At 28.7% G+C, this 23,249-nt stretch carries 17 protein-coding genes and 1 other annotated feature; of the genes, 10 read left to right on the forward strand and 7 right to left on the reverse strand.

What is annotated here, in order from left to right:
* Positions 1 to 56: 56 nt before the first annotated feature.
* Entirely contained in the window at positions 57 to 2,060 is a 2,004-nt protein-coding gene (locus IR151_RS00930; protein WP_227432518.1) for an alpha-amylase family glycosyl hydrolase, read from the reverse strand.
* 162 nt (positions 2,061 to 2,222) lie between these two features.
* Positions 2,223 to 2,861 (reverse strand): recombination regulator RecX, encoded by a 639-nt coding sequence (gene recX / locus IR151_RS00935; RefSeq protein ID WP_227432519.1) that lies wholly within the window; start codon positions 2,859 to 2,861, stop codon positions 2,223 to 2,225.
* A 275-nt stretch (positions 2,862 to 3,136) separates the two neighbouring features.
* Here recX and nadD point away from each other — a divergent pair, with 275 nt between their 5' ends.
* The 4 genes from nadD to leuS all read left to right on the forward strand — a co-directional run bounded on the left by nadD (position 3,137) and on the right by leuS (position 7,637).
* Positions 3,137 to 3,826 carry a nicotinate-nucleotide adenylyltransferase gene (gene nadD, locus IR151_RS00940; protein WP_227432520.1) on the forward strand — a complete coding sequence of 230 codons (690 nt, stop codon included), beginning with the start codon at positions 3,137 to 3,139 and terminating at the stop codon, positions 3,824 to 3,826.
* Positions 3,827 to 4,399, forward strand: coding sequence for a bis(5'-nucleosyl)-tetraphosphatase (symmetrical) YqeK (gene yqeK / locus IR151_RS00945; protein WP_227432521.1), 573 nt, complete (start codon positions 3,827 to 3,829; stop codon positions 4,397 to 4,399). It begins immediately after the preceding gene.
* Positions 4,400 to 4,515: 116 nt separating this feature from the next.
* Positions 4,516 to 4,866: a ribosome silencing factor gene (rsfS, locus tag IR151_RS00950; RefSeq protein WP_227432522.1), complete on the forward strand. Its 351-nt coding sequence runs from the start codon at positions 4,516 to 4,518 to the stop codon at positions 4,864 to 4,866.
* A 350-nt stretch (positions 4,867 to 5,216) separates the two neighbouring features.
* Entirely contained in the window at positions 5,217 to 7,637 is a 2,421-nt protein-coding gene (gene leuS / locus IR151_RS00955; RefSeq protein WP_227432523.1) for a leucine--tRNA ligase, read from the forward strand.
* Positions 7,638 to 7,779: 142 nt separating this feature from the next.
* Here leuS and IR151_RS00960 read toward each other — a convergent pair whose 3' ends face one another.
* Complete coding sequence (locus IR151_RS00960; protein ID WP_227432524.1) at positions 7,780 to 8,775, reverse strand: asparaginase; 996 nt, start codon at positions 8,773 to 8,775, stop codon at positions 7,780 to 7,782.
* A gap of 120 nt (positions 8,776 to 8,895) precedes the next feature.
* Positions 8,896 to 10,524, reverse strand: a complete 1,629-nt coding sequence (gene aspD / locus IR151_RS00965; protein WP_227432525.1) for an aspartate 4-decarboxylase — start codon at positions 10,522 to 10,524, stop codon at positions 8,896 to 8,898.
* 653 nt (positions 10,525 to 11,177) lie between these two features.
* On the opposite strand from aspD, the gene ilvA reads away from it, so the two are divergent.
* Both ilvA and IR151_RS00975 read left to right on the forward strand, forming a co-directional pair.
* The gene (gene ilvA, locus IR151_RS00970; protein WP_227432526.1) at positions 11,178 to 12,395 is read left to right on the forward strand and encodes a threonine ammonia-lyase; all 1,218 of its coding nucleotides are present in this window, start codon (positions 11,178 to 11,180) and stop codon (positions 12,393 to 12,395) included.
* 93 nt (positions 12,396 to 12,488) lie between these two features.
* The gene (locus IR151_RS00975) at positions 12,489 to 12,869 is read left to right on the forward strand and encodes a RidA family protein (protein WP_227432527.1); all 381 of its coding nucleotides are present in this window, start codon (positions 12,489 to 12,491) and stop codon (positions 12,867 to 12,869) included.
* Between the two features lie 73 nt (positions 12,870 to 12,942).
* Here the strand turns inward: IR151_RS00975 and IR151_RS00980 are convergent, their stop codons facing one another.
* Together IR151_RS00980 and IR151_RS00985 are read right to left on the reverse strand one after the other, a co-directional pair.
* A complete protein-coding gene (locus IR151_RS00980; RefSeq protein ID WP_227432528.1) occupies positions 12,943 to 14,352 on the reverse strand; it encodes an MDR family MFS transporter in 1,410 nt (469 codons plus the stop codon).
* Positions 14,353 to 14,355: 3 nt separating this feature from the next.
* Positions 14,356 to 15,246, reverse strand: a complete 891-nt coding sequence (locus IR151_RS00985) for a TetR/AcrR family transcriptional regulator (protein ID WP_227432529.1) — start codon at positions 15,244 to 15,246, stop codon at positions 14,356 to 14,358.
* Between the two features lie 278 nt (positions 15,247 to 15,524).
* Between IR151_RS00985 and IR151_RS00990 the strand changes: the two genes are divergently transcribed.
* The gene (locus IR151_RS00990; protein ID WP_227432530.1) at positions 15,525 to 16,172 is read left to right on the forward strand and encodes a D-alanyl-D-alanine carboxypeptidase family protein; all 648 of its coding nucleotides are present in this window, start codon (positions 15,525 to 15,527) and stop codon (positions 16,170 to 16,172) included.
* 325 nt (positions 16,173 to 16,497) lie between these two features.
* Complete coding sequence (locus IR151_RS00995; protein ID WP_227432531.1) at positions 16,498 to 19,137, forward strand: cation-translocating P-type ATPase; 2,640 nt, start codon at positions 16,498 to 16,500, stop codon at positions 19,135 to 19,137.
* A gap of 62 nt (positions 19,138 to 19,199) precedes the next feature.
* Here the strand turns inward: IR151_RS00995 and IR151_RS01000 are convergent, their stop codons facing one another.
* On the reverse strand, positions 19,200 to 20,303 hold the full coding sequence (locus tag IR151_RS01000; RefSeq protein ID WP_227432532.1) for a pyridoxal phosphate-dependent aminotransferase: 1,104 nt from the start codon (positions 20,301 to 20,303) through the stop codon (positions 19,200 to 19,202).
* Between the two features lie 360 nt (positions 20,304 to 20,663).
* Here IR151_RS01000 and IR151_RS01005 point away from each other — a divergent pair, with 360 nt between their 5' ends.
* Together IR151_RS01005 and argH are read left to right on the forward strand one after the other, a co-directional pair.
* Positions 20,664 to 21,485, forward strand: coding sequence for a Cof-type HAD-IIB family hydrolase (locus IR151_RS01005; RefSeq protein ID WP_227432533.1), 822 nt, complete (start codon positions 20,664 to 20,666; stop codon positions 21,483 to 21,485).
* Between the two features lie 78 nt (positions 21,486 to 21,563).
* Positions 21,564 to 21,774: a binding site (T-box leader), on the forward strand.
* A gap of 87 nt (positions 21,775 to 21,861) precedes the next feature.
* Positions 21,862 to 23,178 (forward strand): argininosuccinate lyase, encoded by a 1,317-nt coding sequence (argH, locus tag IR151_RS01010; RefSeq protein ID WP_227432534.1) that lies wholly within the window; start codon positions 21,862 to 21,864, stop codon positions 23,176 to 23,178.
* The last annotated feature ends 71 nt before the right edge of the window (positions 23,179 to 23,249 follow it).

Raw genomic sequence — 23,249 nt, forward strand, 5'->3', positions numbered from 1 at the left:
ATAACATTTTGTATTAAAATCAAAATTGTTATTTGGCTTTTAGTAGTTATTTATATCTAGATAATATTATTTAAAAGTACTATTGCTGTGAGAGATGCAATAGGTATTTTAGAAGATGGAGGAGTAGAAGTAAAATAGATATCGTAGTCTATTAAGTTTTCTGGTCTTGTTTTTCCTCCAAACTCTATCATATCAGTACTTAATACTGTCTTGTATTTTTTGTCTTGGAATTTTGATATGTCTACTGATTGCATCAGATTAGGATGGAAATTAAATATAAATAAATATTTACCCTTACTGTATACTAAAAGTTTTTTATCATTATCTATATGTATAAGTTCATAACTATTCTGTGCAAAAATATCACTGTATTTTGTAAGTTCAAGCATAGATTTATCAAAGTTCAATAGTTGTTTATATTTTAAGTTATCATTTTCTGAAAGACTCCATTGTCTTCTAGCATATTTATAACTCCAATTGTTTCCTTCACGTGGAAAGTCAATCCACTCAGGGTGTCCAAATTCATTTCCCATAAAATTTAGGTATCCTTCACCAGCTAGAGAAAATGTTGCTAATTTAATTAATTTGTTTAGAGACATGGCTCTATCAATAATATGATTATTTGAGTTTATTTCCATATTCCAATACATTTCTTTATCTGCTAACCAAAATATAATTGTCTTATCACCAACTAATGCTTGGTCATGAGATTCACAATATCCAATGTTTTTTTCACCAGGACGTCTAGTAGTAAGCTCGTACCACATTTTGCCTAAATCCCAATTTTCATCAGAAGATTTTGAGATAGTTTTTATCCAAAAATCAGGTACTCCCATTGCTAATCTATAGTCAAAGCCAATTCCACCATCTCTTATAGGTATACACATTCCAGGCATTCCACTCATATCTTCTGCAATGCTTATTGAATTAGGTTTGATTTCTTTTATTAATTCATTTGCAAATTGAAGATATGTTATAGCTTCCATATCCGTGTTTGCACTGAAATACTTTTTATAACTATCAAATGAAACTCCAAGACCGTGGTTATGATATAGCATTGAGGTTACGCCATCAAATCTAAAACCATCAAAATGATACTCATTTAGCCAAAATTTTATATTTGAAAGTAAAAAATGAATTACCTCAGGCTTACCATAGTTAAAGAGTTTTGTTCCCCAAGCAGGGTGATTACCTTTTGAACCTGAATGAAAAAATTGATGTTCACTTCCATCAAATTCATTTATTCCCTCTAAAGTATTTTTTACAGCATGAGAGTGAACTAAGTCTAATAAAACAGCAATTCCCATTGAATGAGCTGTATTTATAAGGTTTTTTAAGTCTTCAGGAGTACCAAATCTAGATGAAATTGCATAAAAGTTTGAAACTTGGTATCCAAAAGAAGCATAATATGGATGTTCCATGATAGCCATAAGTTGAATAGTATTGTATCCAGCTTTCTTTATCCTAGGAAGTATATTTTCAGTAAATTCATTATAAGTTCCAATAGATTCTTTTTCAGTAGCCATACCTATATGACATTCGTAGATTAAAGGGAAAGTTATGTTTTTTAAATCAAATTCATTATCAGTCCAATTAAATGGAGTTTTTGGTTGCCATATCTGCCCATTAAAGCTACCAGAATCCTTTTGGATTACCCTCTTTATGTATAATGGTATGCGGTCAAATGTTTCCCCATTTGTAGTGACTTGTACCTTTACCTCAGATTTATGAGGTAAGCTGTTTTTATCAGGTATAAAAATTTCCCAATTACCAGAATCTATTTTTTTTAGAGGATGGGATTTTCTATTCCAATTATTAAAGTCACCAATTAATGATAAACTATCTGCATTTGGAGCCCACTCTCTATAAAACCATCCATCATTTGTTTGATGGAATCCATAATAAAGATGACCATTTGCAAAAGAATTAAAATCTTCACAGCTAGTTAATATTTTTGCTTTTACATCTTCATAGTGTTTCATCCTTTTTTTTATGTCAGACTCAAATGGTTGTAGATAAACATCAACGTCTAAAATTTTAAATCTTTCTTGACTTTTCATTTGATTTTCCCTCCATAATAAGTATTATATTTTAATAAAATAATACTTATCTCATACTATCTTCTCTATATAATTGATATATATTATATAATCCTAATAAAAAGCTTAAACCACCAATAATTAGTTTCATAATTTACCTCCTTAGTATATTTAAAAATATACTTATATATCAGATTCATCAAAATTTAAAAGTTTATTTAAAACTCTTTTAATAATATCATAATCAAAGCCTTTATAGGAAAGATGTTGAGAAATTTTTTGATATATTTTCTTTTTATCTTCTTTTTTTACCCTTTCATATCTTTTTTTTGCTAGATACATGGCATTTTCAAATTCAGTATCTTTGTCTAATTCTGATACTGCTTCATCAATTGCACTTCTTTCAATACCTTTATTATATAAATTTTGTTTAATTCTGTTTTTGCCACATTTGTTTAAATTAACATTGGTATTAACTATTTTCTGAGCCAATATATTGTCATTTACCAGATTATAATTTTTAAGAAAATCTATAACTCTATCAATTGTATCCTCTTCAAAATCTGCTGATAGTTTTTCTTTCATTTTTTTTTCAGACTGGTCAGCACGAGACAAAATATTTAATGCTTTATTTTTAGCTTTTATATACATCTCATCATCTAAAATGGATTTTAATTCCTCTTCATTTACTTCATTTCCTTTTTTTAAATTAAATGTATAAACAAGTTCTTTAAATATAGCAATAAAAAATTTATCATCTACATAAATATTTACTCTATCATCATTTCTTTTTTGTTGTTCTATTTTTGTAATTATACTCATAATTGCTCCTTTTTTATATGTAATTATATTAACAAAAGTAACTAATAAAATTTAATAAAAAACTTATAATTATACGTTATATTTAATCTAAATTAAGACAAAATAATAAAAAGTTATTTTTATTAAAAAGTTAAGTGAAACTATGTTAAATAATTATTTTTTAAAGTGTTTTTTACCATATAAATATGATTATATACCAAAAAAAATAATTTATAAGCTTTAAGAAATAAAAAATAATGGTACAATAGTATTATAACATTAAAAGGAGACAAAATATGAGAAGTAAAAATCTAGTTCAGAAGGCAGAATTGAAAAATACTGAAAAACTAGAGAAATTTAATCGCCATAAAGGCAAAATCAAAATAGGTATATTAGGAGGTACTTTTGACCCTATACACTATGCTCATTTAGCAACAGCAGAGTTTATTAGAGATAAGTATGAGATTGACAAAATTATCTTTATACCATCAGGAAATCCACCACATAAACTAGGTATCACTACAAATAAGTATGATAGATACAATATGACACTTCTAGCAACTGAAAGCAATGAAGATTTTTTAGTTTCAAAAGTAGAAATCGAAAGAAATAAAAGGACTTATACAATCGATACATTAAAATATTTAAAGAAAAAATACAAAAATGCTGATATTTACTTTATAACAGGGGCAGATGCTATTTGTAGTGTTGAAGAGTGGAAAGATGTAAAGAAAAACTTTGAGTTAGCTACTTTTATAGCTGCAACTAGACCAGGTATTAGCTTATTAAGGTCACAAGAAACTATAGAGAAACTGACTAAAAAATATAATGCTGACATTATAACAGTTTACGTTCCATCATTGGATATATCATCCACATATATAAGGGAACAGCTAAATGAAGGAAAGTCTATACGTTACTTAGTACCCGAAAATGTAGAAAATTATTTGTATGAAAATAAACTATATCAATATGGAGATGATTAAATGAACTTAGAGAATATTAACCAGAGATTAAATCAAATGCTACCAGTAGGAAGGCTTAGCCATTCAAAAAATGTTGCAGAATGTGCTGTAAAATTGTGTGAAATTTATGGATGTGACAAAGAAAAAGCCTATATAGCGGGAATGATTCATGATTGTGCGAAATACTTAAGTGATAAAGAAGTAGAGGATTATGTTAATAAGTATGAAATATACTTAGACCCAATAGAAGATGGAAACCGCTCTCTATCACATAGTGTGATAGGGTCATACATATGTGAATATGAGTTTGGTATAGAAGATGAAGATATTATAAATGCAATTAAATACCATACAACAGGAAGAGAAGATATGTCTCTTTTAGAAAAAATAATTTACATAGCAGATTTAATTGAAGAAGGAAGAAAATTTCCAGTTGTAGATACATTGAGAGAATTAGCCTATGAAGGTAAGCTTGACGAAGCACTTTTAACTTCATTTAATAATACTTTAATGTTTGTTATTAATAAAAAAGAAGAAATACATCCAAGAACTGTTATGGCAAGAAACTACCTAATTAAAGAAAAGTTATTATAAAAATCTTATATAAAGGCAAACATATTAATAAAATTAAAGTTGACTATGTTACAAAATCGTATTAATATGTTAGAATAACTAAGTGTATTTAAATTAGGAAAGTGAGGAAATTTTATATGACAGTGGAACAAATGACAAAAATAGCATATGATGCCATAGAAGATAAGCTGGGTCAAGATACAGTTATAATAAATATAGGAAAAGTTTCTAGTTTATGTGATTATTTTGTTATTACTACAGCATCTTCTCAAAGACAAGTAAAAGCTATAGCTGATAATGTTGAAGATGAATTAGCAAAACTAGGATTAGAACCAAGAGGAAAAGAAGGACAAGGAACTCAAACTTGGGTACTTCTTGACTATGGGGATATAATGGTTCACGTATTTAATGAGGAAAATAGAGGATTTTATAATTTAGAAAAATTATGGAAAGATGCACCTTATATAGATATTGACACATTAGCATAAACATGATAATATATGTTATTATAGTTAGAAAATTTCAAAAATTGTATTGAATTGAATAGACTAGAGCAGTAAAAGATTATATTTTTTCAGAGAGTTAGTGGAAGGTGAGAACTAATATTATATAACTTTGAACTTACTAGATTAAAACCTATTCTCCATGGCTGGATTAAAAGCTATCTAAGAGAGTCTATAAAAGTAGGCTAATTAGGGTGGTACCGCGAAGATTTATCCTCGTCCCTAAACGCAAGTTTAGTGACGAGGATTTTTTATTTTCAAAGAATTATTTGGAAATTATAAGTAAATAATATTAAACAAAGTAGTTGAACACAACTAAAAACAGGAGGCAAAATATGAGCGTATATAATTTTAAACAAGTAGAATCGAAATGGCAAAAAATTTGGAAAGATAATGACCAATACAAAATGGATACAGCACAAACTGAAAAACCTAATTATTACACATTAGAAATGTTCCCTTATCCATCTGGAAAGATACACATGGGACATGTTAGAAATTATTCTATAGGCGATGTTGTCGCAAGATTCAAAAAAATGGAAGGTTATAACGTACTTCATCCAATGGGATGGGATTCTTTTGGTTTACCAGCTGAAAATGCAGCTATAAAACATGGAATACATCCACATAAATGGACAATGGAAAATATAGAAGAAATGAAAGAACAATTAAATTTATTAGGGCTTAGCTATGATTGGGATAAAGAAGTAGCAACTTCAACTCCAGAATACTATAGATTTACTCAAGAAATATTTTTGAAATTTTTAGAACATGGACTTGCATATAAGAAAAAATCTTATGTTAACTGGTGTCCTTCTTGTGAGACTGTTCTTGCAAATGAACAAGTTGTTCAAGGAGCATGTGAAAGATGTAAATCAACAGTATTAAAGAAAGACTTAGAACAATGGTATTTTAAAACTACTGAATTTGCAGAAGAATTACTTAATGATTTAGATACATTAGATGGATGGCCAGAAAAAGTTAAAATAATGCAAAGAAACTGGATAGGAAAAAGTACAGGAGCAGATTTAGTATTTGATATAGATGGAACTGACAAATCTATGACAGTATTTACAACTAGACCAGATACAACTTATGGAGTTACTTATATGGTACTTGCTCCAGAACATGAACTAGTTAAAGAATTGGTTGCTGGTACTGAGTATGAAGCAGATGTTGAAGCTTTTGTTCAAAAAATGCACACTATGACAGAAATAGAGAGAACAGCAGCTGATGTAGAAAAAGAAGGTATGTTTATAGGTAGATATGTTATAAATCCTTTAAATGGAAAAAAAGTTCCTCTATGGATAGCAAACTATGTATTAGTTGAATATGGAACAGGTGCTATAATGGCAGTTCCTGCACATGATGAAAGAGACAGAGATTTTGCTGAAAAATATAATCTAGATATAATAGATGTAATAACAGAAGATAATAAAATGATAAATTCAGAAGAATTTGATGGATTAGATGCTTCAGAAGGATTTGAAGGAATAATAAATAAATTAGAAAAAGAAGGTAGAGGAAAGAGAACAATTAATTATAGATTAAGAGACTGGTTAGTTTCAAGACAAAGATATTGGGGTTGTCCTATACCTGTAGTTTATTGTGATGAGTGTGGAATAGTTCCAGTTAAGAAAGAAGATTTACCAGTTCTTTTACCAACAGATGTTGAATTTACTGGAAAAGGTGAGTCTCCACTTACTACTTCAAAACAGTTTATGTCAGCAACTTGTCCTCACTGTGGAAAACCAGCGAGAAGAGAAGTTGACACTATGGATACATTTGTTGATTCTTCTTGGTATTTCTTAAGATATGTAGACAATAAAAATGAAGATGAACCATTTAGTAAAGACTTAGTTAACAGATGGCATCCAGTAGACCAATATATAGGTGGAGTAGAGCATGCTATAATGCATTTACTTTATGCTAGATGGTTTGTAAAAGCATTTAAGAGTATGGGCATGGTAGACTTTGATGAACCATTTAAAAACTTACTTACTCAAGGTATGGTTCTTATGGATGGTTCTAAAATGAGTAAGTCTAAAGGGAATACAGTATCTCCTATGGATATAATTGATGAATATGGAGCAGATACTGCAAGACTTTTCGTATTATTTGCAGCACCACCAGAAAGAGATTTAGACTGGTCAGAACAAGGTGTTGATGGATGCTTTAGATTCTTAAATAGAGTATATAGATTAGTTGATGAGTTAGCAGATGTCTTCAAAAAAGATGTTGAGTTTGGCGAGTTAAGTTCTCAAGATAAAGATATGAGATATACTATACATTCTACACTTAAAAAAGTTACTGTAGATTTAAGTGAGAAATTTGGATTTAACACTGCTATATCAGCTCTGATGGAATTAATAAATGATATGTACAAATATAAGGAGCTAGATAATATCAATGAAGCAGTTATAAAAGAAGGTGTACAAACAATCGTAACTATAATTTCACCATTTGCACCTCATTTAGGTGAAGAATTATGGACTATGATAGGTCAAGAAGGAAGTGTATTTGATATAGATTGGCCTAAATATGATGAAAAAGCTTTAGTAAAAGATGAAATAGAAGTTGTTGTACAAGTTAATGGAAAGGTTAGAGGAAAGTTAACTGTTAGCTCAAATATATCTAAAGAAGATATGGAAAAAGTGGCTTTAGAAGATGAAAAAATTAAAGCTCTAGTTGAAGATAAAACTATAGTTAAAGTTGTTGCAGTTCCTAAGAAATTAGTTAATATAGTTGTGAAATAAAAAAGTTGTGGAATAAATAAAAAAAGAGAGCTATAAAATAAAATCCCCTTATTGCAATATAAGTAAAAGATTGCAGTAGGGGGATGTTTTATTTTAAACTCTATGATATAATTTATTTTAAATTCTAAACTCTATAATATAATTAACAATAGATTCCTTTTTCAAAGAAGTCTTTGATTTCATCAATATTATTAGTCTTTCCAAGAGCTAAAATAAGTTTTATTCTAGCTTTTTGACCTGGAAGGTCTCCACCAAATATACATCCTATATTTTTTAAGTCTCTACCAGAACCAAAGTAACCATAACTATCAAATACTCTACCTGAATGGCATCTAGAAACTATAACAACAGGAAGTCCTTTTTCCCTTGCATATTCAACACCAGAAAGCATTAGAGGAGGAATATTGCCTCTACCCATAGCTTCAATAACTATACCTTTATATCCACTATCAACAGCAAATCTTATAAAATCTGCATCTTCTCCAACATATGCTTTAAATAGTGCAACTTTAGATTCTACTTTATCAGTATCTATAATGGTTCTATTTACAATATCTCTCGTAAGAACAAGTTCGTTACAGTCGATTATTCCCAATGGACCACTAGTTAAAGATTTAAATGTATTTAAAGAAAGTGTATTTGTTTTAGTAGCTTCAGAAGCCAATAGCACTTCGTTGTTTAAAACTACAAGAACTCCTTTACCCATAGCATCTTTAGATACAGCAGTACAAACTGATGCAGATAAATTGCTTGAACCATCATAGCCAAGTTCAGAGCTACTTCTCATAGCACCTGTAACTATTACAGGCTTAATATTATCAATTGTAAGGTCTAGAAAATAAGCAGTTTCTTCTAAACTATCAGTACCATGTGTTATTACAACTCCTGTGATATCTTTTCTTGCTAATAAATCATTTACATAATTTTTTAATTCCATCATTCTACAAGGTGTTATGTGAGGTCCTGGAATTTCATCAAAATTAAAAACTTCAACATCTGCAACTTTATCAATATTAGTGACCATAGATAATATTTGTTCCCCAGATAAAGTTGGTATAGCAGCACCTACTTTATCATCTACTGTCATAGATATAGTTCCACCAGTAAAGACTATGGCAACTTTTTTCTTAATACTCATAATATTCTCTGCCTTTCACAAATAAAATTTATAATTCCGATAGGATTATATCAAAAAAAATTATTTAGGTCTATATAAATCCTTTTATTCACATAATTTAGACATTTCAGTGTAATAGGATTATTTTTTTGTTTTTTCCCATTCAGCAATATAGCTATTCAATATTTCTCTTATTGCTTTCCCTATTTTAGTGTAGGCTTCATCATATAGATTTGCTAAAGATATTCTAATTGACCATTCAGGTCCATAGAATCCATTTCCACTAAGTAAGACTACTGAATAATCATTAGCCAATCTATAAAGTATATCTACTGGAGAGGCATTCTTACTTATAAATTTGAATAAATCTTCTCCATAGTTTATTTTAGCCCATTCTTCAATATCAAATTGAGTATAATATGCAGCATTATTTTTACTTTTATTAACTGGAAGCTCTAAAGCTTCAAACAATAGTTTTTGACGTCTATGACATATACTCATATTAAGTTTTTTGTAAGCATCAACTTTATCAATTAATGCAAAGGCAGAGAAAAATGACATTTGAACTTGTTGTGGAGTTGAAAGACCAGCAGTATGATTAAGAGCAACAAGTCTACTATCAGCAACAACTCTTTCCATAAATGAAAGACTAGAAGGATTAAGACTCATATCACTGTAACGCTTATCTACTGATTTCTTCAATTCTCCAGTTAAATCATTTATTTTTTTATCAAAAACATTCTTTTTATGAAGAGCGAATGTACCAAGTCTCCATCCTGTAACTCCAAAATATTTTGAATAAGAATAAACTCCAACAGTGTTATAAGGAAGTTTTGACATTAATGATGAGAAATCTTCTACAAAAGTCCCATATACATCATCTGATATTATCATTAAATCCTTATTATAATTTTCAATTACATCTATTAGATTATTACAAGATGTCTCATCCATAGCTATAGATGCAGGGTTGTTAGGATTAACAACAAATAAAGCCTTAATAGAATTGTCACGAAGCTTTTCTAATTCTTTTTTAGTATACTGCCATGTATGAGCACCTTTTTCATCAACTGCATTTGCGTTTATGTTTACAACTTTAAAATCATAGCGAGGAAGATTAGGTATCTCAAGATAAGGTGTAAATATAGGAGTCATTAAAGCTACTGTATCACCTTTTTTTAAAAGTTCATTTGCCATTAATGAATCAAATATATAACACATAGCAGCTGTAGCACCTTCAACAGCGAATATTTCTACATCACCATATTTACCTGATATATCATATTTCATTTCTTGAACTAAATAATCATGCACTATTTTTTCCATATGAGGCAACATTCTATCTGGAAGTGGATAATTATCACCAATAATCCCATCAGCTAGTTCATGAACAAATTCATCGCCATCAAATCCAAGTTCATTTATACCAAAATTTATAATATCTCTAGCTAAGTATGCTCCAGGCATATCTATATTTTCATTTATATATTTAAAGAATCTTTCTTTAATGCCCTTTTTTTGAGGCATACCAGCTAAATGTCCTAAATCCCAATTAGAACGTGTTTCAGTAATCGCAAAATGACCAAAAGTGAAAAAAGCTTCTCTAGCAGTTGAACAAGTCCAATTTGGATTTCCACGACCTGCATCAAGCAGTTCTCTATGATTTTCATTTGCAGTATGTTTCGCAATATCTATTAATTTGTCCTTAAATTCAAAAGGACTTATTTTTCCATATATGTTTTTGATTTCTTTATAAGTATTATTTTTCATGTTTAATTCCTCCTTATGTAATAAGTTTCACATTTTTATAATAAAATAAACAAGTTCCTAAAATGATTATACTTTAATTATAATAGGTTTATAGAAAAAGTAAAGTATAAAATTAAAATAATAACTCTATTTAGCTTTATAAAATGTATGTTAAAAGATAAAATACCTTTTAATAAAAAATGATTACTATATAAAATAAAACTCTAATTTAACTTGCATTTTATTTTTTTTGTTATATTTGTTATAAAAGGTACAGTTTTATTATTATGAAAATGTGTAAAATAAAACTTTTTTTATTTAATGTTGTTTATAAAAATATTTTAGGTTATATGTGGTAATATTAATGTTATTAAAGAGAATAAAAAAACAATTTTTAATTAAGTAAAATAATATAAATATAAATTTTAATAAAAATAATAAAGAATAAACTGTTATTTTGATAAAAATGTAAAAATTATTTTAATATTATCATTTAGCGTAATCTAACTTAATTGAATAGATGTGTTTATTGTATTCAATTGTTGTATTTTTAGTTTTTTTGTGATTAATTAAAAAATTATAAAAATCGTTTACATGTTGATTTTTAAAAAAAAAAGATATAGAATTATATAGAAAGTAATAAATAAAAATTGGATTTACGGGAGTGGAATAAAATGATAAATGTTACCTTAACAGATGTGAAAGAAGCTAGAGAGACCATTAAAGACATAGTTAAAAAAACTGATTTACTTGAAAGCGTTAAACTTAGCGAAAAAACAGGAGCGAATGTTTTCTATAAATGTGAAAACCTTCAAAAAACAGGGTCTTTTAAATTAAGAGGAGCTTGTAATAAAATAGCAAGTTTAACCGATGAAGAAAAAGCAAGTGGAGTAATAGCTTCAAGTGCAGGAAATCATGCACAAGGTGTCGCATTAGGCGCAAAAATGACTGGTATAAAATCTACAATAGTAATGCCAGCAACGGCACCATTGGCAAAAGTTAGTGCAACTAAAGGTTATGGAGCAGAAGTAGTTTTAAATGGTGCAGTTTATGATGATGCATATGCAAAAGCTGTTGAAATACAAAAAGAAACAGGAGCAACTTTCTTACATCCATTCAATGATAAATATGTTATAGCAGGGCAAGGAACTATATCTCTTGAAATTTTCGAACAATTAAATAATAAGGTTGATACTATACTATGCCCAGTTGGTGGTGGAGGAATAATATCTGGTGTTGCTGTTGCAGCAAAGGCATTAAATCCTAATGTAAAAATAGTTGGTGTTCAAACTGCAAATATACCTTCAATGAAAGAGTCAATTAAAAACGGAAAAGTAACAACAGCATTTAATGATAGTACAATAGCTGATGGTATAGCTGTTAAAACTCCTGGAGACTTAACTTTTGAAATAATAAATGAATTAGTTGATGAAATAGTAGTAGTTGAAGAAATAGAAATAGCTGAATCAATATTATTTATGATGGAAAGTCAAAAGATAGTTTCAGAAGGTGCAGGGGCTGTGTGTACAGCTGCAATATTAAGTGGTAAATATGCACCAGCAAAAGATGAAAACGTAGTGTGTATAATATCTGGTGGTAATATAGATATAAATACATTATATAGAATAATAGGTGTTGCTCTAGCTAAAGAAGGAAGAAGATATTCATTTAGTACAATTATGGAAGATAAGCCAGGAAACTTTGCTGAATTAACTAGAATAATAAGTGAGAATGGTGGAAATATTTTAAGTGCTAATCAAGGTAAATTATCAGCAGGTGAAGCTCTAGGAAAACAAAGTGCGGAATTTATATTAGAAACAATAGATTATGACCATATAGCAAAAATAAAGAACGCAATAGAAGAAAAAGGTTTTAAAATTATAGAATTATAATAAAAGTGTATATAATATACAAGAAAAATAGTATAATAGTGTATGAAGATACATTTTATGTATAGTAGATTAACCAATTAGGAGGATTTTAATATGAAACATGAAGTATTACATACTAATGATGCACCAGCAGCGTTAGGACCATATTCTCAAGCTATAAAAGCTGGAAACTTATTATTTGTATCTGGACAAGTTCCACTTGTGCCAGAAACTATGGAAGTAGTTGAAGGAGATGTACAAGCTCAAACTGCTCAATCTCTAAAAAATCTTAAAGCAATATTAGCTGAAAGTGGAGCTGATTTTTCAAATGTAGTTAAAACTACAGTATTTATAAAAGATATGAATGAATTTGGGGCTATAAACGAAGTTTATGCTGAGTATTTTGGAGAAAATAAACCAGCAAGAGCTTGTGTAGAAGTTGCTAGATTACCAAAAGACGTTAAAGTTGAAATAGAAGTAATAGCTGTATTATAAGATTACAATATTTTTCAAACTGAAAAAAAGAGATGTTTTAAGATTTTAATCTTAAAACATCTCTTTTTTTATTTTAACTTCTAACAGTTTGTCGCTCTTTTATAAAACATATTGATACAATTAATCCAATAAATGCAAGTGTAGCTGCTATTGAAAATGCTACATCTATTCCATGGATATTAGACAGGATAGCTGAACTCATGTGAGCTTTTTTAGTAGCAGTTGTCATTATAGTAATAAGTACAGCAGAGCCTATAGCACCAGATATTTGACGAAGTGTACTATTAATTGCTGTAGCATGAGATATAAGTTCTCTATCTAGTGTTTTAATTCCCCATGTAGTTAATGGCATTAGAACCATTGAAATACCAATCATACGAATACAATACATTAATGATATATGAATTAAAGATGTATCTTTGCCTAAAAACGCAAAAGATAAAGTTCCTAAAAATAAGCATCCAGTTCCTAATATTGATAGAGCGTGAGGACCATATTTATCTAGGTGACGTCCTGCAACTGGATTTAATGCAACCATTAGTATAGCACCAGGCATCATTAAAGAACCTGAAGCAAGTGCAGAGAATCCCCTTACAGATTGAATATATAGAGGTATCATTAATGTAGCAGACATCATTGAAGCATATACAATCATAATTAATAATGTAGAAATAAGAAATGGTTTATTTTTAAAAACTCTTAGTTCTAAGAATGGTTCTTTAGATTTTAATTGACGCCATGTAAACAAAATTAATGATACAATTCCTAATATTATTGGTAGATATGTTGCACTATTAGTCCAGCCATAATTACCTTGATTAGTAAACCCAATCAATAAACCACCAAAACCTAAAGAAGATAGTATTATTGAAGGTATATCCAGTTTTAGTTTCTGAGCTTCTCCAACATTTTTTAATAATATAAATGAAAGTATAACATCTAATATAGCTATAGGTGAAAGAAGCAAAAATAAACTATGCCAACCAAATGAATCTACTAACCATCCAGATAAAGTTGGTCCTATTGCTGGAGCAAATCCCACTGTAATACCAACTAGACTCATAGCTGTACCACGTTTTTCTATAGGACATAAATATAATATAATAACTTGTAAAAGTGGCATTAAAGAGCCAGAACCTACTGCTTGTAACACACGAGCAATCAACATAGTTGAAAAATCACGAGAGAAAAGCGCAATAACACATCCTAAAGAAAAGATAGTCATTGATGTAATAAATAATTTTCGAGTACTAAATCTATTTATCAAGTAAGCTGTTGTAGGAATAATGATACCTGCGATAAGTAGATAAATTGTAGTTAACCACTGACCAACATCAGCAGTAATTTTAAAATCTGACATTATATTGGGAAGTGCAGTTGCCAGTAATGTTTGACTAAGAGAGCTTATAAAAGCACCAGTCATTACGATTGCTATTATCAAATTTCCTTTTTTATTGTTTTTGCTATTACTTTGTATTTCCATAGTTTATAACGTCTCCTTTTTTAATTGATTTTTAATACTATTCAATAAAAGTACTTTTGGTCTCAAAATGTCTTCTTTTTCTAGATATGTAATCATTGCATCCATAATTAAAGAATCATATAGTTGATTTTTTCCTTCTTCATATAATTTTTTTGATGCTTCTAGTAACTTAGGGTTTTCAACAAGAGAAGTGTTTGTTTTGATTAGCTCTTCTATATCCTCTATTGTTTTAAAAAATAATGATTTACTATAAAGAGAAGAATAAGCTTCATCTTCTTGTTCATATAAAAACATTGATTTTTCAATTAAAGGATTTAGGTTATCCGCATTTTCTACAACTAAATCAAGCATTTGTATAGTAAATTCAGCAATAAAGTATACATTTATTTCTCTTTTTTGTATATGAATAATATATGTAAACTGGTGAATTAGAGCATCTAGTAAGAAAACTAAATCAAATAGAATGTTTTCTATTTTGTCGCCATAATTATCAAATAAACTCAGCTTATATTCATTTAATAAATTAGCTCGAGATTTTTTTTGTAACTTACTTGTCGTTTTACGTTGCACTTCAGAAAAATTTTCCCTAACATAAGTATTTATAGTAGTTCTAGAAAAAATATTTCCCCATACAGCTATTATTTTTCTTTTTAATTTTTCAGATGGATGAATATCATTGTTTTCATTAATAGAATGTATAATTTCTAAAAATTTTTCGTCATAATAATTAATTATTTCACAGATAAAACTTTCTTTAGTTTCAAAATGTTTGTAAAAAGTAGCTTTAGACATTTTACATTCTTTTACAATATCTAGTATTGAAGTATTTTGAAAACCTTTTTGGTCAAAGATTCTTTGAGCAATAGTTATAATAAATTTTTGTTTGTCAGTCAATTGGCTATCTCCTTTCATGTAAAAACGATAAGTACTAAGTAGTACTTTAAAGTTTCCATAAATACATTATACATCATTTGGAAAAAAAATCAATATCTGGACCTGTGATATAAAAAAATTGAAAAAATATTGTTAGTTTTAGTAACATAAAGAAGAATTTAAGAGTTTCTTAAGAATTGTTTAAAGAATTTGCAATAAATTAATGATATGATTATACTATGAAGTAAAATGTCTTTAAATTTTTTAGATATTAAATCTAAATTATGGGGGTGCAGTATATGAAAAAGAAAAGAGGCTTGATTATAGTTTTTGCATTTTTTCTAGTTTTCGCAAAAATGTTTATTAATATATCTAGTGGAGAAAATAAAATCATGGCATATGAAATAAGTAAGTATAGAAAAGGTGTGAACGTTTTATCAATAAATAATATTGTAGTAGCAAACAAAAAGTATAGCTTACCTGAAGACTATTCTCCACAAGAAAGTAATGAAGCAAAAGATGCTTTTTATAAAATGAATAAAGAGGCTCAAAAAGCAGGATTAAATCTAAAAGCCTTCAGTACATATAGAAGTTATAAATATCAAGAAAATTTATTCAACACATATGCAGAGAAACATGGTGAGAAGGAAGCAAACAGATTTTCAGCTAAGCCAGGAGAAAGTGAACATCAAACTGGACTTGCATTTGATATTGGAGGAGACGACCAATCTTGTTGGGCAAATAAAAAATTTAATAATACAAAAGAAGCTAAGTGGCTGTACGAAAATGCATATAAGTATGGATTTATACTTAGATATCCAGAGGGAAAAGAAAGCATAACAGGATACATGTATGAATCATGGCACTATAGATATGTTGGAACTGAACACAGTAAAAACTTTGCAATGAACAATCTAACACTAGAAGAATATTTACATATAGATTAAGCCATAATTTGTTAAATTTAGGTTAAAATAAAAAATAATCTAGACTATTAATTATGTAAGGTGTTATAATGTAAATACAATTAAAGATAACTACTCGAAGGGGAGTAGCTTACACGAAAGTGGTAATTAATCGTCAGGACAGTAGAGATACTCGGTTAATTAACAAGGAATTCCTTGATAGCAAGACCTTCAAAATAAGCATTAAGTATGTTTGTTTTGGGGTCTTTTTTTATTCAAGGAATTTTTTATTTAAAAAATTTAAAATTTCAAGTATACATAAGAGTCCCCAAACATAAAATAAATTTATTAAAGAGGAGGGCAACAAATGTCTTACAAAAGTACTTATCAAGAAATAATTAAAAATTTAGACTCAAGCTTAAATGGTTTGAGCAAGGAAAGAGCAGAAGAGCTATTAGAAAAAAATGGAACTAATGAATTAAAGGAAGCAGATAAGGTTCCTACGTATAAGCTTTTCTTAGAAAGTTTTAAAGACCCACTGGTAATAATTCTATTGATAGCTGCTTTAGTACAAATATTTTTAGGTGAAACTGTAGAGTCAATAATAATTTTTGCAGTTATTATTATCAACTCTGTTTTAGGAGTTGTACAAACAAAAAAAGCAGAAAGTTCATTAGAAAGTTTGAAAAATTTATCTGCACCAAATGCAAAGGTAATAAGAGATAATAAGAAAATGACAATTCCAGCAAAAAATTTAGTAGTTGGAGATATTGTATTTTTAGAAGCTGGTGATTACATACCAGCAGATGGAAGACTTATAGAAGCACAATCATTAAAGGTTGTAGAAGGGATGTTAACTGGTGAATCAGAACCAGTTCTAAAACATACAGAAAAAATAAGCGAAGATGTAAGTTTAGGTGACCAAAAAAACATGGTATTTAGTGGTGCTGTAGTCGTTTATGGTAGAGGTTCATTTGTAGTAACTGGAACAGGTATGAATACTGAAATGGGTAAAATAGCTGGTCTTTTAGAAACTGCGGAAAATAAGTTGACACCATTACAACAAAAAATAGAAGCTTTTAGTAAAAAGCTTGGTGTAGGTATTGTAGTACTTGCACTCTTAATATTTATAATTCAGGTAGCAAGAAATTATATGATGGCTGGAAATGGAGAAATGACACAAATTATTCTCGATTCATTCATGTTTTCTGTAGCAGTAGCAGTAGCAGCAATACCAGAAGCTTTATCATCAATAGTTACTATAGTGTTGGCTGTTGGAACAAACAGTATGGCAAAGAAACAAGCTATAATAAGAAAATTACCAGCTGTCGAGACTTTAGGTTCAACAAGTGTCATATGTACTGATAAAACAGGTACTCTTACACAAAATAAAATGACAGTTGTGGACTGTTATATGTATGGAACTAACAATGATGAGCTTAATAAAGAAAATATAAATTATTCTTATCATGCTAAATTGTTGACTATGGTTTCTACATTATGTAATGATTCTCATATAACTAGTGATGGAAAAGAAGTAGGTGACCCAACAGAAGTTGCACTAATAAATTATTCAAGCAAAAATGATTTAGATTATGATAGATTAAGAAGTAAATATATTAGAATAAATGAAATACCATTTGATTCAGATAGAAAGCTTATGTCTACAGTAAATAGTATATATGGAGATTATATAATGTTTACAAAAGGTGCTCCAGATATTGTATTTAGCAGATGTAAATATGCTTTAAAAAATGGCTCAAAAGTAGACATAACAGATGAGATAATAGAAGAATACAAGAATAAAAATGAAGAGTTTTCAAATAGAGCACTTAGAGTATTAGCATTTGCAATAAAAGATGTTCCAGAAGAAGGTTTTACACCTTCAATTGATGACGAACATGATATGATATTGGTTGGGATAATGGCAATGATAGACCCACCAAGAGAAGAAGTAATGGACGCAGTAAAAGAAGCAAAGAGCGCTGGCATAAAAACAGTTATGATAACTGGAGATCACAAAACAACCGCAGCAGCAATTGCAAAAGAAATAGGTATAATGGAAGATGGAGATTTAGCACTTACTGGAAAAGAGTTGGATGCATTAAGTGAAGAAGAATTAAATAAAAAATTAGAAGATATAAGTGTATATGCCAGAGTTTCACCAGAAAACAAAATTCGTATAGTAAAAGCATGGCAACATAAGAATAACATAACTGCTATGACTGGTGATGGTGTCAATGATGCACCAGCTTTAAAACAAGCAGATATAGGTATAGGTATGGGAAGTGGTACTGATGTAGCAAAAGATGCTTCTGCTATGGTCTTAGTTGATGATAACTTTGCAAGTATAGTAAATGCTGTTGAAGTTGGTAGAACAGTATATAGCAATATAATAAAAGCAATAACTTATTTATTTGCAGGAAACTTGGGTGCTATAGTGGCTATCTTGTTTGCAGTATTTGCAGGATGGTCGAACCCATTTACAGCTTTACAACTTTTATTTATAAACCTAGTAAACGACTCTTTGCCAGCAATAGCATTAGGATTTGAAAAATCAGAAAAAAATATAATGAATAAACCTCCTAGACATCCAGATGAAAGTATATTAGCAGGAGGAACATTAAAAGCAGTGGCTATAAGAGGTTGTATAATTGGTATAGTTACAATAATTGCACAATATATAGGATTACAAGTGTCACCAGAACTTGGTGTAGCGATGGCGTTTTCAACTTTAATATTAGCGAGAATAATGCAAACATTGCCTGCACGTTCTAATAATCAGACAATAGTAAAACTAGGCTTTTTTAGTAATAAATATGTTATAGGAGCAGTTTTAATATGTTTTGGACTTTACTCTTTAACATTAATGCCAGTTTTGAGAGGGATATTCTCTATACCAACAGTATTTGGTTTATATGAATTAGGAATTTGTTTAGGTTTAGCATTACTTTCATCAATATTGATGGAACTTAATAAATTAATGAATAGAAATATTGTAGAATAATTAAAAATACTAAACTAAAGGGACATATTGATTTTATCAATATGTCCCTTATATAGTTAGATTTATTCTAGATTATCGATTATTTGGAATGCTTTTATAACCTCAGGAAGTTCTTTTTCTTCAGGCATTCTAAATCTTATAAAGTTTTTATCAAGTCCAGTAAAATCGCTACCAGATATAACTCTTATTTTTAATTTTGCAAATTCTTGTTGTAAATTTATATCTTTATTTTTATGTTCAACTGTCATTATAGATACAGTATCACTAGTCTCAGCTATGTTAAGGTTTTTCCATGGAATCAATAGTTGATTTTTTATAGCTTTTGTTTTTTCTTTTAATTCTTCTATAAATTGAACATCATCTAATAAATTAGCTGCAATACTACGAGAGATTTCAGATACTTCGTAAGGAGTAGAAATCTTTTTAATAGGATTAACAAGTTGTTCAGGAAGGACTGCATATCCTGCTCTTAGTCCAGCCAAACCAAAACCTTTTGAGAATGTTTTTAGAACAATTACATTATCATAATCATTTAAAAGTTTTACAGCTGAATTTTCTTTTGGCATATATTCACCATAAGCCTCATCTATCATAACAGCTATATCATATTTTGCTGCCTCTTTTACTATATTTTCAATTGATGATAGAGGTATAATTTGTCCAGTAGGATTATTTGGATTATCTATGTAAATTAATTTATATTCTGAATTTATTTTTTCAATAAATTCCTTTTCATTAAACTTGAAATTATTTTCTTTCTTTAAAAGAACATAGTCATAAGTAGCACCATGCATTTTTATATCTGTTTCATATTCTGAAAATTGAGGTGAATATCCTAAAACCTTATCTCCTTTTTCAATAAATAATCTATTTAAAAGATAAATAACATGTATAGAACCATCAGCTAGACAAATTCTATCAGTAGTTAGTGCTGTAAAGTCTTTCCAATAATCAACTATATTGTTTTTTAGACTAATTGAATGAGGGTATCCTCTTATCATATCAAATTCTAAAGCATTAAAAGCTTCTACAGCTTTATTTGAGAAAGATACTGTATTTATACCTTCGCCACAATCTATCTCAAATACATCTTCGCAATGACCAGATTCTATGGCATAACTTTTTTTTAACTGCATTTCAATAGCTTTGTTAATTTTTAATTTCATAGCTTATCACTCCTTATTTAGTCAATAATAAATGTTAAAAAAGTTGCTAGATTTAAAATATTGTGAAAATACATAATAGTAAAAAACAAATATAAATATTATAATAGCTCACTTTATTTAATATGATTATATATCATATATTGTAAAATTTCTAGCATTATAAGACTATAAATTGAAAATATTCAGAAAAATACTACAAGAAACGATTTATTTTGCCTTGATATGGAAGTATAGGAATGTTATTAATTTTATAAATTGGAATAGTTTAAGTGTAAAGTTATGATATAATTTAATAAGGGTAATTCTTTAAATTAGATTAAGGAAATATAAGTATACAATAAAATGTTATGGAGTTGGATGATGGGATATAAATTGATTGTAACAGATATGGATGGAACTTTATTAGGAAATAACCATAAAGTTACTGATGAAAATAAAATTGCACTGCAAAAAGTTATTAAAAGTGGTATTAATGTAACTTTAGCAACAGGAAGAACTTTCGATTCAGCTAAATGCAATGTAGATTTTCTTAAAGAAGATATGCCAATAATAGCTTGTAATGGCTCATTGATAAGGGAACAAAATGGAAATATAATATATTCAAATAAAATTGATACAAAAACATGTCTAGATATTTTAGATGTGTTAGACAAATATAATATTTACTATCAATGTAATAGTATAGATTCCATGCTTTCAAAAAAAATAGAAGGGCGTGAAGATAGAATAAGTGTGTTTTTGGGCTCTGAAACAGAAGTAATTATAAGGGATGATTTAAGAGAAGAGATTTCTAAAAATGACATATTAAAGTTTGTAATAATAGAAGAAAAAAATCCAGCTATTTTAGACGAAATAAGAAAAGAATTAAAAAAAGTTCAAGGCATAAAAATAACTTCTTCTTGGCCAAATAATATTGAGGTTATGAATACTGGTGTTGATAAAGGCAATGCGGTTAAAATTTTAGCTGAAAAAATGAATATAGATAGAGAAGATATAATTGCATTTGGAGATAATTACAATGATATAGAAATGATACAATTTGCTGGTCTTGGTGTAGCTATGGGAAATGCAGAAGAATTGATTAAACAAGAGGCTGATTATGTGACAGATAGCAATCAAGAGAGTGGAGTTGCAAAAGCAATTTATAAGTTTTTTGAGTTAAAAGAGTCACTTAGTTCTTAAAAAAGGCATTTAAAGGAAAAAATAGGTTGACTATTTTATAGATAGTAATTATAATACAAATAGGTAAAATATAAAAATTTAGATTCAGTGAAGAAGAGAGTAGATATAAAGCAGGTCTCAGCGAGTTAGGGATGGTGTAAGCCTAATGATAATACTTTATATTGAATAGAGCTTTGGAGAATATTACTTGAAATTCAGTATGGTAATAGGTAATCTCGCCTTAAGAGAATAGAGTGGGTAAACATAGTTTATCAACTAGAGTGGTAACACGGAATATTTCGTCTCTTGGTCTTTTTGACCAAGAGATTTTTTATTTTTAGCTAAAGTAAAAATATTATAATTAAAATATAAAAAATTAAAATATGAGGTGAAAAATATGAAATTATGGGGTGGACGCTTTAGAAAAGCTGAAAATCAACTTATGGAAGAATTTAATAAATCTTTTGGGTATGACTGTATACTATACAAAAAAGATATCGAAGGAAGTATAGCACATGTCTATATGCAAGTAAAATGTGGGCTTTTAACAGATGAAGAGGGAAAAGCTATAACAGAAGGTCTAAATGGAATACTTGAAGATATTGAAAATGGGAAATTGGCATTAGATGGAGATTATGAAGATATACATAGTTTTACTGAGATAAACTTGATTCAAAGAATAGGTGATGTTGGGAAGAAACTTCATACAGCTCGTAGTAGAAATGACCAAGTTGCAGTTGATATGAGATTATATGCCAAAGAAAAGGCAAGTGATTTAGTGGGGTTAATATCTGGATTTAAAGAAACTATAAAAGATGTTGCTGATAAAAATTCAGTAATGATGCCAGGATATACTCATCTTCAAAGAGCGCAAGTGGTAACTTTTAAACATCATTTGATGGCATATTATAGTATGTTTGATAGAGATGAGAAAAGAATAAAAAATGCTATAGAAATATTAGATGAATCACCTTTAGGTTGTGGAGCTTTGGCAGGAACTACACATGATATAGATAGAAATATAACTTGTGAGCAATTAGGATTTAAAAAAGTTGTAGATAATTTTATGGATGGTGTAAGTGATAGAGACTATTTATTGGAACTAATGAGTGATTTTTCAATTATAATGATGCATTTAAGTAGACTTAGTGAAGAATTGATACTTTGGAGTTCTCAAGAATTTGGGTTTGTTGAAATAGATGATTTATATACTACTGGAAGTAGTATAATGCCTCAAAAGAAAAATCCTGATGGTGCAGAACTTATAAGAGGTAAGACTGGTAGAGTATATGGAAATTTATTTGGTCTTTTTACAGTGATGAAAGGTATACCACTAGCTTACAATAAAGATATGCAAGAAGATAAGGAAGGCTTCTTTGATAGTGTACACACTCTTGAAATGTGTATACAAATAATGGAGAGAATGATAGCTACATTAAAGGTAAATGAAGATAAAATGAAACAAGCAGTTAAAAATGGGTTTTTAAATGCTACAGAAGTTGCTGACTATCTAGTTAAAAATAATGTTGCCTTTAGAGATGCACATGGAATTGTTGGAAGTATTGTGATATATTGTGAAGATAATAAAAAAGCAATAGAAGATTTGACACTAGAAGAATTACATAAGTTTTCAGATGAATTTAAGGAAGATATTTATGACTTTATTAACTATGAAAGTATATTAAACAAAGGAATAAAAAAGAATTTAAAATAATATAGGATATTAAGTTTTAAAAGCTGTGAATTTTAATGAGTGGTATCATTAAAACTTACAGCTTTTTATTA

Origin of the sequence: Clostridioides sp. ES-S-0006-03, assembly GCF_020662275.1 — a bacterium.
In the GTDB taxonomy this organism is placed as follows: domain Bacteria; phylum Bacillota; class Clostridia; order Peptostreptococcales; family Peptostreptococcaceae; genus Clostridioides.